16 protein-coding genes are annotated in these 15,736 nt (G+C 37.5%); 2 read left to right on the top strand and 14 right to left on the bottom strand.

What is annotated here, in order from left to right:
• Window positions 1-19: 19 nt before the first annotated feature.
• The 5 genes from rplI to KBU52_RS08010 form a co-directional block, all read right to left on the bottom strand.
• Window positions 20-472, bottom strand: coding sequence for a 50S ribosomal protein L9 (rplI, locus tag KBU52_RS08030; protein ID WP_004250991.1), 453 nt, complete (start codon window positions 470-472; stop codon window positions 20-22).
• Window positions 469-2,442 (bottom strand): DHH family phosphoesterase, encoded by a 1,974-nt coding sequence (locus tag KBU52_RS08025; RefSeq protein ID WP_254724786.1) that lies wholly within the window; start codon window positions 2,440-2,442, stop codon window positions 469-471. Before KBU52_RS08025 ends, rplI begins: the two co-directional genes overlap by 4 nt.
• A gap of 152 nt (window positions 2,443-2,594) precedes the next feature.
• The gene (gene raiA / locus KBU52_RS08020; protein ID WP_006153348.1) at window positions 2,595-3,143 is read right to left on the bottom strand and encodes a ribosome-associated translation inhibitor RaiA; all 549 of its coding nucleotides are present in this window, start codon (window positions 3,141-3,143) and stop codon (window positions 2,595-2,597) included.
• Window positions 3,144-3,222: 79 nt separating this feature from the next.
• Window positions 3,223-3,885: a ComF family protein gene (locus KBU52_RS08015; protein ID WP_254724787.1), complete on the bottom strand. Its 663-nt coding sequence runs from the start codon at window positions 3,883-3,885 to the stop codon at window positions 3,223-3,225.
• Entirely contained in the window at window positions 3,882-5,180 is a 1,299-nt protein-coding gene (locus KBU52_RS08010) for a DEAD/DEAH box helicase (RefSeq protein ID WP_254724788.1), read from the bottom strand. The genes KBU52_RS08015 and KBU52_RS08010 overlap by 4 nt, the downstream gene beginning before the upstream one ends.
• A 55-nt stretch (window positions 5,181-5,235) precedes the next feature.
• Here KBU52_RS08010 and KBU52_RS08005 point away from each other — a divergent pair, with 55 nt between their 5' ends.
• The gene (locus KBU52_RS08005; protein WP_254724789.1) at window positions 5,236-5,871 is read left to right on the top strand and encodes a YigZ family protein; all 636 of its coding nucleotides are present in this window, start codon (window positions 5,236-5,238) and stop codon (window positions 5,869-5,871) included.
• A 156-nt stretch (window positions 5,872-6,027) separates the two neighbouring features.
• On the top strand, window positions 6,028-6,954 hold the full coding sequence (gene cysK / locus KBU52_RS08000; RefSeq protein WP_006149073.1) for a cysteine synthase A: 927 nt from the start codon (window positions 6,028-6,030) through the stop codon (window positions 6,952-6,954).
• A 100-nt stretch (window positions 6,955-7,054) separates the two neighbouring features.
• On the opposite strand, the gene tsf is transcribed toward cysK, so the two are convergent.
• From tsf to KBU52_RS07955, 9 genes are all read right to left on the bottom strand, one after another.
• Window positions 7,055-8,095, bottom strand: a complete 1,041-nt coding sequence (gene tsf / locus KBU52_RS07995) for a translation elongation factor Ts (protein WP_254724790.1) — start codon at window positions 8,093-8,095, stop codon at window positions 7,055-7,057.
• Window positions 8,096-8,173: 78 nt separating this feature from the next.
• Window positions 8,174-8,956 (bottom strand): 30S ribosomal protein S2, encoded by a 783-nt coding sequence (gene rpsB, locus KBU52_RS07990; RefSeq protein WP_254724791.1) that lies wholly within the window; start codon window positions 8,954-8,956, stop codon window positions 8,174-8,176.
• A 279-nt stretch (window positions 8,957-9,235) separates the two neighbouring features.
• Window positions 9,236-10,447, bottom strand: coding sequence for an aminoacyltransferase (locus tag KBU52_RS07985; protein ID WP_254724819.1), 1,212 nt, complete (start codon window positions 10,445-10,447; stop codon window positions 9,236-9,238).
• A gap of 206 nt (window positions 10,448-10,653) precedes the next feature.
• Window positions 10,654-11,859 carry a peptidoglycan hydrolase PcsB gene (gene pcsB, locus KBU52_RS07980; protein WP_254724792.1) on the bottom strand — a complete coding sequence of 402 codons (1,206 nt, stop codon included), beginning with the start codon at window positions 11,857-11,859 and terminating at the stop codon, window positions 10,654-10,656.
• A gap of 93 nt (window positions 11,860-11,952) precedes the next feature.
• Window positions 11,953-12,447 (bottom strand): rod shape-determining protein MreD, encoded by a 495-nt coding sequence (mreD, locus tag KBU52_RS07975; protein ID WP_254724793.1) that lies wholly within the window; start codon window positions 12,445-12,447, stop codon window positions 11,953-11,955.
• Window positions 12,444-13,265, bottom strand: coding sequence for a rod shape-determining protein MreC (mreC, locus tag KBU52_RS07970; protein ID WP_254724794.1), 822 nt, complete (start codon window positions 13,263-13,265; stop codon window positions 12,444-12,446). Before mreC ends, mreD begins: the two co-directional genes overlap by 4 nt.
• Before the next feature lie 31 nt (window positions 13,266-13,296).
• Complete coding sequence (locus tag KBU52_RS07965; protein ID WP_247913078.1) at window positions 13,297-14,091, bottom strand: energy-coupling factor transporter transmembrane protein EcfT; 795 nt, start codon at window positions 14,089-14,091, stop codon at window positions 13,297-13,299.
• Window positions 14,084-14,923, bottom strand: coding sequence for an energy-coupling factor transporter ATPase (locus tag KBU52_RS07960; RefSeq protein WP_254724795.1), 840 nt, complete (start codon window positions 14,921-14,923; stop codon window positions 14,084-14,086). The genes KBU52_RS07965 and KBU52_RS07960 overlap by 8 nt, the downstream gene beginning before the upstream one ends.
• Entirely contained in the window at window positions 14,908-15,735 is an 828-nt protein-coding gene (locus KBU52_RS07955; protein WP_254724796.1) for an energy-coupling factor ABC transporter ATP-binding protein, read from the bottom strand. The genes KBU52_RS07960 and KBU52_RS07955 overlap by 16 nt, the downstream gene beginning before the upstream one ends.
• Window position 15,736 lies beyond the last annotated feature (1 nt).

The following is a 15,736-nucleotide window of genomic DNA, read 5'->3' as shown; positions in this document are numbered from 1 at the left end:
ATCAATACTCAAATCTAGCTTATCCTTCTTTTACACGAAGATTGATGACACTAGTTACATCCTGATAAATTTTTACCGGAACATCAATCAAGCCAACTGCTCGAATTGGAGATTGAACTTGAATATGACGTTTATCAATTTTAATTCCAAATTGTTTTTGGAGCTCTTCCGCAATTTTCTTGCTAGTAATTGAACCAAAAGTTCTTCCATCTGGACCAACTTTTTCAACAAACTCAACAATTGTTTCTTCTGCTTCAAGTTTCGCCTTAATTTCTTGTGCTTCTGCAAGAAGTTGAGCATGTGCTTTTTCTTCAGATTTTTGCTTCCCGCGCAACTCACCAATTGCTTGAGAAGTCGCTTCTTTAGCAAGGTTTTTCTTAATCAAAAAGTTTTGCGCATAACCTGTTGGCACTTCCTTGATTTCGCCTTTTTTTCCTTTGCCTTTTACATCTGCTAAAAAGATTACTTTCATTCTTCTGTCTCCTTTTCTCTAATTTCATTAGAAATAACGGTTTTTAGTTTATCACCTGCTTCTTGCAGAGTCATATCTGTCAGTCGGGCAGCTGCCAGGTTGAAGTGGCCTCCACCTCCCAACTCTTCCATAATCCGTTGCACATTGATCTTACTTCGACTTCGTGCAGAAATGGAAATATCACCTTGGCTGTTTTTAGCAATGACAAAGCTAGCTTCAATACCTGACATAGCTAACATAGTATCAGCTGCTTTACTAATCACTACAATATCATACTCCTTACCATCCTTGGCCTGAGCTACAAGAATAGAAGGTTGTACGGCCTGTCCTTGCAAGATTAGCTCATTAACCAATCGATACTCTTCAAAGTCAGTCGCCGCAAGTTCTTGAATTACAATACTATCACTACCACGTGTTCTTAGATAACTTGCCACGTCAAAGGTTCGGCTAGTTACACGAGAGGTGAAATTCTTAGTATCCAGCATCATACCGCCCATAAGAACACTAGCTTGGATACGACTTAAGCGTGCTTTCTTAGAGTTTTGGAATTGAATTAGCTCTGTTACAAGCTCGCTCGCACTACTTGCTCCACTCTCGATATAGGTGATAACAGCATTTTCCGGGAAATCCTGATCTCGTCTATGGTGGTCAATAATGATGGTTTGTGTAAACAAATCATAAAACTCTTTTGACAAGGTTAAAGCTGTCTTAGAGTGGTCCACCATCACTAGCAAGGAACGATTAGTGACCATTCCCATAGCTTGAGTTAGAGGGATGAGTTTTGTTACTCCCTCATTCTCTAAAAATTGAATGGCACGATGAATGTCCGGAGACATTTGTTCTGCATCATAGACCACATAACTATCATCCAAGACGTTACTCGAGAACAATTGCATACCAACAGCAGAGCCTAAAGCATCCATGTCTAAGTTTTTATGACCAACCACGAAGACATGGTCAACGCTTCTCAACTTTTCAGAGATTGCCGTCATCATTGCTCTTGTACGTGTTCTTGTTCGCTTAATAGAAGCTGCAGAACCACCACCAAAATAAATTGGATTTTTCGTCTCATCATTTTCTTTTACAACGACCTGGTCTCCCCCTCGAACTTCTGCAAGGTTTAGATTTGATAAAGCAACTTTACCAATACCCTCATGATCGCCATCACCGTATGACAAGCCCATACTCATGGTTAAGGCTAAATCTCTCTGCTTAGCTTCTTCACGGAAGGTATCAATTACAGAAAATTTATCCTGCATCAATTGCTCTAATACCGTATAGTCGGTAAATAAGTAAAAACGATCCATGGTCACTCTACGAGAAAACATCTGATATTTTCCAGTAAATTCTGATACAAAATTTGCGACAAAACTATTAATATGACTGATGTCTGATTCAGATGTTTCGTCCTCTAAATCATCATAATTATCTACCGAAATAATACCAATAACAGGGCGACTTGTAACCAATTCTACTGTGGCTTCGTACTCTCCAGAAACGTCAAAAAAGTAGAGCACGCCAGAATTTCTATCTAGATGCACTGCATAACGTTTTTCCCCCACATTTGCATAAATTCCAGGCGAAGATATGGATGTTTTTATAATTTCTTGAAGTTGAGGAAGGTCAATTTCTCCATCTTCCGTTGTCAACATTAACTCTGCGTAGGGATTGAACCACTCAATCTCACTGCTTTCCATGTTTAGCTTGACAACTCCAACAGGCATCTGTTCTAAGAGTGAACTTAAACTATCTTCTGCCTGATGGTTTACGTATTGGATTTGTTCAATTTCTGTTTTTTGATAAGATTTCTTCTGAAAATAAAATAGCAAAAGAAATGCCACCATTAAGAAAAATAAGCATGCTATTGTGACTAGGTTATTTTGAAGAAAAATAACCAATACAGTCATGATTATAAAGGAAATCCCAACAAATAAGAATATAAAAAAGGGATTCATTTCATTTTTTTTCATTACAAACCTCTTGCGCAATATTATACCATATTTGCACTGAAAAAGCGACCTTTAAAGAAGGAATAGCACTTGTGCTCAAATGTAGTATTCATGAACACAAAAGGTGGTTTACACTAGTGTAAACCACCTTTTTAATCTAAGCATATTAAGTATTATGATTCTTTCACTTCAAGAAGACCAATATCTCCATCTTCGCGTCGATAAATGACATTTGTTGTTTCATCTTCAACATCGATATAAATGAAGAAATCATGCCCCAATAAGTCCATCTGAAGAAGTGCTTCTTCAAGGTCCATTGGTTTTAAATCAATTTGTTTTGAACGAACAACTTTTGGTTGAGCAGCATCTGTCTCTTCTACCAAGGCATCTGTAAATAGTTGGCTAGTAGAAACTTTATTTCTGTTCTTACGTTCAATTTTAGTTTTATTTTTACGGATTTGACGTTCAATCTTATCTGTCACCAAATCAATAGATCCATACATATCTTGAGAAACGTCTTCTGCACGAAGAGTAATAGACCCAAGTGGAATTGTTACTTCTACCTTAGCAGTCTTTTCACGATACACTTTCAAATTGACACGCGCATCTAATTCTTGATCTGCTTGGAAGTATTTTTCGATCTTTTCGAGTTTAGAAACTACATAATCACGAATTGCTTCAGTTACTTCTAGGTTTTCACCACGGATACTATATTTAATCATATAAGTACCTTCTTTCTAAACATATTTGTTTTTCTACATTTATTATAACGCTTTCATAATCTTTTTGCAATCTTTTTCCTCATCTTACGAGGGAAAATGTTTTAACATCTTTTGCTCCTGCATTCTCTAGCATACTCTTGACACGGTTAACAGTCGCTCCTGTCGTATAAATATCATCAATCAATAGAATCTTCTTTGGAATCCTACTGTCTTCTTTAATAAAAAACGGAAGTTCCGTGGCCAAACGCTCCGAACGAGTTTTTGAGGAACTTGCTTTCTCTTCTCTTTTCCCTAATACATCCAGATGGGAAAGTCCTGCCGCTTCTATTAGGCCTACAACCTGATTAAAACCTCTTTTTGCATACCTCTCAGGGCTTAATGGTATTAAAACAAAATGATAATCCTTGTATTTTTTTAAATTCTCTTTTAAAATCATAGCAAAAACTTTTCGGAGAATATAATCGCCATCAAATTTGTAACGATTAAAGAAGTCTTTCATGGCTTGATTATAACTAAAAATCGCTTCATGGCTTACTTCAATCCCTTCTTTACACCAAAGTTGACAATCTTGACACGAACTTGACACTCCTTTTTTATAACAATTTGGGCAATGTTCTTCCTCAATCATTTCAAAACTTGAGTAACAAGCTAAACAAAGTGTGCTCTCCTCCTTTTTCAAAAAAAGAAGCTCTCCAAAGGTTAGATTTTTCTTCAAATGTTGGGCACATAGTAAACAAATCATAGCCCTGCCTCCTTGTTCATCAGTTTAATTTCCTTTATAGCATTCTTAATCGAACGATTTAATCCATTATGAAAGAAAATTAGATCTCCTGTAGGTCTATCCATGCTACGACCTACACGTCCTCCAATTTGAATGAGGCTTGATTTTGTAAAAAGACGATGGTTTGCTTCTACGACACAGACATCAACACAAGGGAAGGTAACTCCGCGCTCCAATATTGTTGTGCTTATCAATATGGTCAATTCCCTATCCCTAAAAGCTTGAACTTGCTCTAATCTATCTTCAGTAACTGAGGATACGAAACCAATTTTCTCATTTGGGAATGTCTCTTGTAAGATTTCTTTCAACTTCTCTCCCTTTGTAATTTCTGATGCAAATATTAGTAAGGGGTAGCCAGTTCTTCTCTGGTTTTCAACATATCTTTTTAGCTTTGGTGGTAGGCGAAACTTATCCAAACATTTATCCAGATCAGATAGCCAAACCGGTTTGGGAATAATTAAAGGATTTCCATGGAACCGCCTTGGCAGGCTTAGTCGTTTTAGCTCCCCTAAGCGAACCTTCTTATCCAACTCATCTGTAGAAGTTGCAGTGAGAAAAATTCTGAGTCCATTTTCCTTTACACAATTCTTTACAGCTTTGTAAAGTATCTTGTTGTCAACATAAGGAAAAGCATCTACTTCATCTACTATTAGCAAATCAAAAGCATGATAAAACTTTAATAATTGATGTGTTGTCGCAACAACCAGAGGGGTTCGAGAATATGGTATAGACTCTCCATGCAGTAAAGCTATTTCGCAAGCAAAGTCATTCTGCAATCGCTTATACAACTCCAAACAAACATCTATCCGTGGACTTGCTAGACAAACTGCGCCACCATCATTAATAACTTTCGCAACAACTTTATAAATCATCTCTGTCTTCCCAGCGCCAGTCACTGCATGAACTAAAGTCGGTTGCTGGTTCTCTATTGCTTGAAGTAAGCCATCTGATACTTTCTCTTGAAATGGAGTCAATTGTCCCTTCCATTTAAGAACATCTTGTTTAGGAAAATCTTCTTGAGGGAAATAATATAAGGCCTGATCACTCCTAACTCGCTTCATCAACAAACATTCTCGGCAGTAATGAGCATTAATAGGTAGAGACCATTCATCTTGAATCATACTATCACATCGTTGGCAGAAGAGTTTCCCCTTCTCTTTTCTCATGCTTGGCAGCTTCTCCGCCAGTTGTCGTTCTTCAGGGCTTAATTCTTGTTCTGTAAAAAGTCGACCAAGATAATTTGGATTTATTTTCATACTTCTTTATTCGTAAAATCTAGAACTTTAGACTATTTTTTAGTACAATAAAAATATGGAATTTAGAACGATAAAAGAGGACGGACAAGTCCAAGAAGAAATCAAAAAATCACGATTTATTTGTCATGCAAAACGTGTCTATAGTGAAGAAGAAGCTCGTGCCTTTATCACTGCTATCAAAAAAGAACACTATAAGGCTACCCACAACTGCTCTGCTTTTATTATCGGTGAGCGCAGTGAAATCAAACGAACCAGTGATGATGGGGAGCCAAGTGGAACTGCTGGTGTACCTATGCTAGGAGTTCTAGAAAATCACAATTTGACCAATGTTTGTGTAGTTGTTACCAGATATTTTGGTGGTATCAAACTGGGAGCAGGAGGTCTTATTCGCGCTTATGCAGGTAGTGTTGCCTTAGCTGTCAAAGAGATTGGAATCGTTGAAATTAAGGAACAAGCAGGAATTCAAACTCAAATGAGCTATGCTCAATATCAAGAGTATGGGAATTTTCTTAAAGAACATAATCTTATGGAACTCGAAACCAACTTTACAGATCAAGTTGACACAATTATCTTTGTCGATAAAGAAGATAAAGAAGATACCAAAGCTGCCCTTATAGAATTTTTTAATGGGAAAGTTATCCTAACAGATCAAGGCTTACGAGAAGTTGAAGTCCCTGTAAACCTTGTGTAAACCACTTTTAAATACCTTCTCTCAATTTTTAGGTTTACACTGACTATTTTTTCTGATTGTTATAAAAAAATCCTATCACTTCGATAGGATTTCTATATTTTACAAAAGTTTAAGATAGTGTTATACTAGAAGCATCTTATATAAAGAGGTGCTAACATGGCTATTTATAACAATATCACAGAACTTATCGGAAAAACACCGATTGTTAAATTGAATAACATTGTACCAGAAGGTGCAGCAGACGTTTACGTAAAACTAGAAGCCTTTAACCCAGGTTCATCCGTTAAAGACCGCATCGCTCTTAGTATGATTGAAAAAGCAGAGCAAGAGGGTAAACTGAAACCAGGCTCTACTATTGTAGAAGCAACAAGTGGGAACACTGGTATCGGTCTTTCATGGGTTGGTGCTGCTAAAGGTTATAAAGTTGTCATCGTTATGCCTGAAACAATGAGTGTTGAACGCCGTAAAATTATCCAAGCTTATGGTGCTGAACTAGTCCTCACTCCCGGTAGTGAAGGAATGAAGGGTGCGATTGCAAAAGCACAAGAAATTGCTGCTGAACGCGATGGTTTCCTCCCATTACAGTTTAATAACCAAGCTAACCCAGAAGTTCACGAAAGAACAACAGGAGCTGAAATTCTAGCTGATTTCGGAGCTGATGGTTTAGATGCCTTTGTTGCTGGTGTTGGTACTGGAGGAACTATTTCTGGTGTCTCTCATGCTCTTAAAACTGCTAACTCAAACATTCAAGTTTTTGCAGTTGAGGCAGATGAGTCAGCAATCTTATCAGGTGAAAAACCAGGACCTCACAAAATTCAAGGTATCTCTGCAGGATTCATCCCAGAAACACTTGATACAGAAGCTTATGATGGTATCGTTCGCGTGACATCAGACAATGCTCTTGCACTTGGTCGCGAAATTGGTGGGAAAGAAGGCTTCTTGGTAGGTATTTCTTCTGCCGCAGCTATCTATGCAGCAATCGAAGTTGCTAAAAAACTTGGGGCAGGTAAAAAAGTCCTTGCGCTTGCACCAGATAACGGAGAACGTTACCTATCTACAGCGCTCTATGAGTTCGAAGTATAGTCTCCTAAATACACAAAGCCCTTTAACAAGGGCTTTTTAATTTTTCTATAAATTTTTTTCTATATGAAAAAGGAAGCAAATCTGCTTCCTCTTTTTATTATTAGTTATTCAAAGCTGCTGCCATTGTAGCTGCAACTTCAGCTTCAAAGTCATTTGCAGCTTTTTCGATACCTTCACCAACTTCAAAGCGAGCGAACTCAACTACTGAAGCGTTAACTGATTCAAGGTATGCTTCAACTGTCTTGCTGTCATCCATGATGTAGACTTGTGCAAGAAGTGTGTATGCTTGGTCAACTTTAGTGTTGTCAAGCATGAATCGATCCATTTTACCTGGAATGATTTTATCCCAGATTTTTTCTGGTTTACCTTCTGCAGCCAACTCTGCTTTAATGTCAGCTTCAGCTTGAGCGATAACTTCATCAGTCAATTGTGCTTTTGATCCATACTTCAAGTGTGGAAGAGCTGGTTTGTTAACCATTGCACGGCTTTCGTTATCTTGGTCGATTACGTGGTTCAATTGAGCCAACTCATCTTTAACAAATTGCTCATCCAATTCTTTGTATGAAAGAACCGTTGGTTTCATCGCAGCAATATGCATTGAGATTTGTTTAGCAAGGGCTTCGTCTCCACCTTCGATTACAGAGATAACACCGATACGTCCGCCGTTGTGTTGGTAAGCACCGAAGTGTTGTGCATCTGTTTTTTCAAGTAAAGCAAAACGACGGAATGAGATTTTTTCTCCGATAGTCGCTGTTGCAGATACATATGCAGCTTCAAGTGTTTCACCTGAAGGCATTGTCAATGCAAGTGCTTCTTCGTTGTTAGCTGGTTTACCTTCAGCGATTACTTTAGCTGTTGCATTTACCAATTCAACGAATTGAGCATTTTTCGCAACGAAGTCAGTTTCAGCATTTACTTCAACTACTGCTGCGACGTTACCGTTAACAAATACACCAGTCAAACCTTCTGCAGCAACACGGTCAGCTTTCTTAGCTGCCTTAGCCATACCTTTTTCACGAAGCAATTCGATTGCTTTTTCGATATCACCGTCAGTTTCTACAAGTGCTTTTTTAGCGTCCATAACACCAGCACCAGATTTTTCACGCAACTCTTTAACAAGTTTAGCTGTAATTTCTGCCATTTTGATTCTCCTATATTTTTTAAAAATAGGAGAGCCGGGCTAAGCCCCGCCCTCCTAGGTAATTACTATTTATACGAATTAAGCGTTATCGCCTTCAACAACTTCAACGATTTCTTCGATTGAGTCTACTTGAGCTTCTGAAGCTGCAAATTCTGCTTCAACTGCTGCTACAGCGTCTTCACCTTGGCGACCTTCGATGATAGCGTCTGCCAATTTAGCTGTGATCAACTTAACTGCGCGGATAGCGTCATCGTTAGCTGGGATGATTACATCGATATCATCTGGATCAGTGTTTGTGTCAACCATCGCTACAACTGGGATACCCAATTTTTTAGCTTCTTTAACAGCGATTTGCTCTTTATGTGGGTCAACTACGTACATTACATCTGGGATGCGAGGCATGTCTTCGATACCACCCAAGAATTTTTCAAGACGAGCGCGTTGTTTGTTAAGAAGTGCAACTTCTTTCTTAGGAAGAACATCAAAGATTCCTTCTTCTTCCATACGTTTAATTTCTTTCAAACGAGCGATACGTTTTTGGATAGTTCCCCAGTTAGTAAGAGTTCCACCCAACCAACGGTGGTTGATGTAGTATTGACCTGAACGTTCTGCTTCTTCTTTAACAGCGTCAGCAGCTTGTTTCTTAGTACCAACAAACAATACAACTGCATCGTTAGCTGCTGCATCACGCATAAAGTCGTATGCTTGGTCAGCGTATTTTACAGTTTGTTGCAAGTCGATAACGTGGATTCCGTTACGCTCAGTGAAGATGTACTTAGCCATCTTAGGGTTCCAGCGACGAGTTTGGTGACCAAAGTGTACACCAGCCTCAAGAAGTTGTTTCATTGAAATTACTGCCATGAGTATTTCTCCTTTTTTGTTTTTTCCTCTTCTCGATTTCAGCTTGCAAAACAACCCAAAGGCAACAGTTTCACAATTCATCAAGAATGAGTATTATCGTTCACACGACAAGTTTCATTTTATCATAATTGGATCTTTATTTCAAGTAATTTTGTTATTTTCTCCTTATTAAATTACTCGTAAACACTCTAAATTTAAAACATCTCAACATATACTGCTGAGATGTTCTAATAGCTAATTTTTAAAAATTTAATGTAGTAGCAAAATAATTAGTTTATCCTATCTACTTCGAAGCTTCTTGCGCATTTTGTAAGCTAGATTAAACAAGAAGTACAATGAACTAGTTGGGTAGTTAAACTCCCCAGCAAATTCCTCAATAGTGGGATTAAATTTAGATTTAAAATTAAATAATCCACCCTCTAAGTTGTTTTCAATTCCACCCATATTATGAGTCTCTGCCCCACGTTCAAATGAATGTTGAGCAGTCTCAAACCATGTTGGAATAGCAGGTTGATAGTGTCTAAATTCTTCATTCATTCCAGCATATAAGTTTTCAGATGTTTTCCCAAATTCGACGGTCAAAGTTCCAGACAATGGGACAACACTATCCCCTCTATCAATACAGCTCTTGAGAAAAGCAATTTCTTCTTCTAATCGTTCTCTCTCTTGCTGATTATCTTTTACTTTACCTTCTTTCGTTTTATCTGTAAACTTCTGCGCTATTTTTAGATTCTTTTCGAGTTGCTTCTCAATTTCTATCAGTCTATTTGGTAAATCTAAATAGCTTAGCGTGATAAAGGAGTGGTTAGGATAAGTAGTCAGTAATTTTTGATAATAATCTTTGCCTCGTAAACTGATGTTCTTACGAGACTCTGTTTTCTTCATTAAAAATGAAAATTCATCTAATAAATCAAGTCCGCCAAATTTCACTTCCAATCCTTTATTTCTTGCAGTTCGGATGGCCTGTCGAGTAGATTTGGACAGTTGATCCAGCGAGAAGTTTTCTTTATGAATATTAGCTTGAAAACGAGGTTGTATGTTTTCTGCCATATCCTTTGTCAATCCTGTCCAATGAACTTTATTTTTTTGCAATTCCTCAACAATTTCAAAAGTTTTAGAATTTTGAATAGTTTTTTGGTCGATAAGACTTCGACTGATAAAAAGGCTTGGATCAAATTTAACCATTATTGCATTGCTTTTTTTAGCAAGTTTTTTCAACGTTAAAAGTACAAATTTCAGAAGCTCTTTATCTTCATAGTCAATTACAGGACCTCGTGGAATATAGAACATAGAAAGTCCTAATGGTAGCGGCTGAATTAAGATATTCGCTACTCCAACTAGTTGATCCTCTTTATAAAAGCCAACTCTCTCATTCCCCCAAGTATCCTTTATCTTGGACCAATCACTACTCTGCAATAAATTTCCTTGAGGATGATTTTCTAAAAACAAATCCCACTCTTTCACATCAACATTTATTTTATACGTAAACATAACTTCAACACCGACTCCCTTAGAAACCATTTTTTTATCAACATGCTACACTCGTACTAAATCCCTAAGTTTCATTTTACTTTAACTAAAAAACTATAAAAATAGAAAATAAGTTCAAGTAATTATATAATGAAATTTATTTTTCAGCACTATACAAAGGGTGAGATTCATAAAACCTCACCCTAATTTTAGTAATAATCAGTATATTAGTTTGGATAAATGTATCTTACTGTACCACGTGATGCTGTAGGATTAAACCATCCACGATAATTTCCGATTGGTTGAGTTCCACTACCATCATAGTTACATTCAGAAACTTGAATACGAGTTGATGATTCAACTGCTGTAACAACTGCTACGTGTCCGTATCCTCCATCATCCCATGAAGCAATTGCTCCAACTTGTGGTGTAGAACCTGTACGGAAACCTGCAGCCGCTGCACTTGCAGCCCATTGACCACCATTTCCCCAGTAATCGCCAGCCCATGGTGCTAAAGTTTTTGCTCCCCATGTACATTGACCTACTGGATAACTTGAAGCGTTTGTACTATATGTAGGACGTTGGCTTACAGGAGTTGGTGCAGGTGTGTAACTTGAGTCATCGTCTGATGATGAGCTTGAAGTTGCTTGTACTTGTGCTGCAAAGGTTGTATTTGCTGAAGCAGCAACTGTTTGTTGTTGACTTGTTTGTTTCGCTTTGTATGCTGCTTCTGCTTCAGCTGCTGCCTTAGCTTCTGCTTCAGCTGCTGCTTTTTGCTCTAACAAAGTAGCTTTTTCACTTTCTGCGGTAGCTTTTTCTGCTGCAAGATTCAACTCAGCGGCTTTCAATTCTGCCTGTTTTGTTGTCAAGGCTTGAGCGTCATCAGCAAGTGTTTGTTGATTGGCAATAACTGTGTTGATTGCATTATTGTTTGCAACTTGTTTTTCAGAGATAGCTTTTTTATCTTCTTTTTGTTGTTGCAACATTTTATTGTTTGCTGAAACAATTTCACTCATAGCTGCTACACGAGAAATAGCTTCTGTGATTGAGTTAGAGTTAATAATTGTATTAATGTAGCTTGTAGCAGTTCCGTTAGTTTGTGCACTTCGAGCTTGGTTTTCAAGCGATTCATTTCGAGCTACGATGTTTTTTGAAAGCTCTGTGATTTCACCTTCAAGTTTTTTAGACTCTTCTTGAAGTTTTTCATTCTCAGCTTGCAACTTTTCTTGTTCCGTTTGAATAGCTGTTACTTTAGTTTGAATCTCATCAACTTGTTTTTGAGCTTCCTTTTGTTGCGTTGTCAACTCACTAATTTTGCTATCTTGAGCTGCAATTTTTTCATCTGTTGTGTTAGCTTTAACACTTGAAAGAACAGCTCCTTGTGAAACCAATACTGTACTTAACAAAAGTGATGCTAGAATTTTTTTCTTCATATGTATAAATACTCCTTCTTTAAAAAGACATTACTAGTATACCAAAAAAAGGCCTAATAAATATTACGCCTTTATTACAGTTTTGTTTCTTTCTTATAGATATATTTTTTCAAAAATATATTGGAAAACTATCATCCATATAAAATTCAATATCATAGTAGGACCCAGACTATAAACTATAAAAACAGGTAGATTTTCTGCAGTCAATCCTACCACGTGTGCTAGGATAAAGCTACCAAATTCAAATGTAAAAGTCATCATTAAAATAGCTAATAATCTTGTCCATCTATTTAACAAAATAACAGAGTTGCTTTTATATACGATTGCTCCAATAATCACAAAAAGAAGACTGGCTATCCCTATCAGATGGAAGAAATAGATATCGTATATAAGTCCTAGAACCAAGCAATAGGCCAAAAATAGATATTCTGATACTTCTATTGTTTCGAATAATAAGAAGATGAAAATAAAGTGGCTTACAATTTGAAGATGTGGAAAAAAGCTATTTACAAATTGTCCTAAGTGGCTATCTATTAAAATGATTACGGGCAAGAGCAAAAACATCCCTATTTGCTTAAAAAGTCTCATGATGGATTCCCCACTAACTCTACGACTTTAAGATTCATTGGATCAGCATGCATTTTGACCATAACTTCTCTTGTCAGATAATCATTGGTAGGGGTCACAGATACGACTTCTCCTACAGGAATGTCTGTGACATTGAAGTTCCCCAAACCTCCAGTTACCACTTTATCACCTTGACTAATATCTCCACTATTATTTAGCTGACTAATTTTCAGTAGTTCTTTTTCCTTGTCATAGCCAACGATAATACCATAAATACTACTAGATCCATGCTGAATTTTAACAGAAATTTTCTCTGTATTTTCAGCATTTGTTAATAAATTGACCACAGTTGAGTTGTCTTCTACTTTTTCAACGCTTCCAACCAATCCTCCACTAGAAACAACAAGCATACTAGTTGTTACACCTTGTTGCGAACCAACATTAACTGTTAATTCTTGTTTCCAAGTCGCCGGAGTTCTCATGATAACATCCGCAGCAATTAGTTTAGTCGCATTCAATTTTGACTTCATATCTAGTAATTGACGCAGTTGTTCATTTTCTTCTTTTAAGCGATCTGCTTCATTCTTTTCCTTTTCCATTTGATAGAATTCTTTTTTGAGAGTTTCATTCTCATTGTAAGCCCTCGTCAAATTTCCTAAATCTGACTTTGTAGATTCTAACCATTGAAATGGTTTTTGCACAATTCTATCTATCAGAGAAATGCCATCTCCAGCTTTTGTCACAACTGTACTTGATTTCGTCATTACTAAAAGAACAGAAACTACTAGTATAACGACAAATAGAACAATGATATATTTTGATTTTTTAAAACGGTTCATACCTCTACCCTATCTCATTCTATACTTCACTTTAGGATTTCAACAAAAATAGAATCAAACCCAACACACATACCAGGAGTAAGGCCACACTATCTTTATTCATCCAATTCAACTGTCGGTACTGACTACGTCCGTTCCCACCTTGATATCCTCTAGCCTCCATGGCTGTAGCAAGAGAATCCGCTCGTTTCAAACTCGTAGCGAATAAAGGAATCAAAATAGGAATCATAGCCTTAACTTTTTGGATTATATTTCCTTCTCCAAAATCAACACCACGCGCCTTTTGAGCGTTCATAATTCGAATCGTATCATCCATTAAGGTTGGTACAAAACGTAAACTCATAGACAACATGAGCCCGATTTCATGAACAGGAACCTTAAATCTTTTCAAGGGGCCAAGTAAGGACTCAACTGCTGTAGCCAAGCTTAATGGCATGGTTGTCAAGGTAAGCAAAGTTGAGAAAAAGATAATCAACACAAAGCGACAAAAAATGATTCCCGCCTGCTCAATGCCATGACTCGTGATTTTAATAAACCCCATCTCGAACAAGACATCTCCACCAGAGATAAAGAAAAGTTGAAAAAGGGTTGTAAAAGCAATCAGAAAAAACATGGACCGCAAACCTTTTATGAAAAAGGATAAGGGAACCTCAGATAAGGCTACAAATATACCTGTTACAACGAAAAGGATCAGATTAGTTATTGGATTATTGGCCCAAAAAACGATCATAATCAATAAAATCATTGCCACTAACTTACTACGAGGATCCAAACGATGAACAATCGAATTTCCTGGTATGTAACGACCTAAAATCATGTTATCCATTGATGAACTCCTTAAACTCCTCTATCGTTATCGGCAATTGTTTAAAAGAAACTCCTCGTTCAGCTACCCTTTGAGCAAATCTTGTTATTTTTGGAACACCTAATTGGATTTTTTCCATGAATTCGACATTTTGAAAAACAAGACTTGGCTTCCCACTCTTGACCAACTTCCCTTTTTCCATCACATAAACTTGATCAGCAAATTCGGCCACATCATCCATCAGATGGGTCACTAAAACAATCGTGATACCATCCTGATGAAGTTTTTTAAACAAGGCCATTAACTCTTTTCGACCAATTGGATCCAAACCAGCTGTTGGCTCATCTAAGACCAAAATGCTAGGCTCCATCGCCAAAATACCAGCAATCGCAACCCTTCTCATTTGTCCGCCTGAAAGCTCAAAGGGACTACGTCCAAAGAGTGACTCATCAATTCCTACTAAAGCTAGTTTTTCACGCGCAATAGCTTCTGCCTCTTCTACAGAAACTCCAAAATTTTGAGGTCCAAAAGCCACATCTTTTAAGACAGTCTCCTCAAAGATTTGATTTTCTGCAAACTGAAAGACTAAGCCCACTTGTTTGCGAATTTGACGAATTTGCTTATTGACGGATGTTGATGTAATTAATGTATCAAAGACATGAACACTTCCCTTTGTGGGAACCAACAAACCATTCAAAAGTTGTAGAATTGTAGATTTCCCGCTTCCTGTATGCCCAATAATTGCTGTATAAGATCCGTCCTCTATTGACAAATTAACATCGGACAAGGCAGCTGAGGCAAAGGGGGTTCCTTCCTGATACGTATAACTCACATTGTCTAGAATAATTCCCATAAAGCCTCCTCGAGCTCCTCTTCGGTCAGGTAGTGCTCTGGTAATTTCAAGCCACTAGTACGTAGCGATTCTTTTAATTGGTTGACAAAGGGTTGATCTAAACCAATTTGATCTAAATCTGACCTAGAAAATAGTTCTCTAGGAGTACTAGTTGATTCGATTTCTCCTTTTTTCATCACCAAAATACGGTCACTCATGGCCACCTCATCTAGGTCATGCGTAATGGAGATTACTGTCATTTGGTGATCTTGGCGAATCTTTTGAACTATCTTAATCAGCTCTAGTCGTCCCTCTGGATCCAACATACTTGTAGCTTCATCCAAAATTAAAATGTCTGGTCGCAAGGCAACAACTCCTGCAATAGCCACTCTCTGTTTTTGGCCACCTGACAAACGAGCAGGTTCTTTTTTAGAAAATCCAGCCATCCCAACTAAGGATAGGGCTTCTGTAACTCTACGCTTCATCTCTTCAAGTGGAATCCCTTGATTTTCTAGTCCAAAAGCAACGTCATCTTCTACGGTTGCCCCCACGAATTGGTTATCAGGATTTTGAAATACCATACCAATCTTACGTCTTTTTTCCCAGACGTTTTCCGGAGTTAGGCAATCACCGTCTATCCAAATTTCTCCAGATTCCGCTTCTAGCAAACCGTCAATCAAGCGAACAGTTGTTGATTTTCCACTACCATTATGACCAACGATAGACAACCATTCTCCACGTTTCACGTGAAACGAAATGTTATGAACATCATAGTGTTCTTGATCTGCCTGGTATCGAAATGACAGATTCTTAATTTCAATAATCGATTCCATA

The organism is Streptococcus sp. 9.1(2021) (genome assembly GCF_030466425.1).
GTDB lineage: Bacteria > Bacillota > Bacilli > Lactobacillales > Streptococcaceae > Streptococcus > Streptococcus wuxiensis.
Note: the sequence above shows the minus strand (reverse complement) of the source record. Positions and strands in the feature narration are given on the sequence as shown.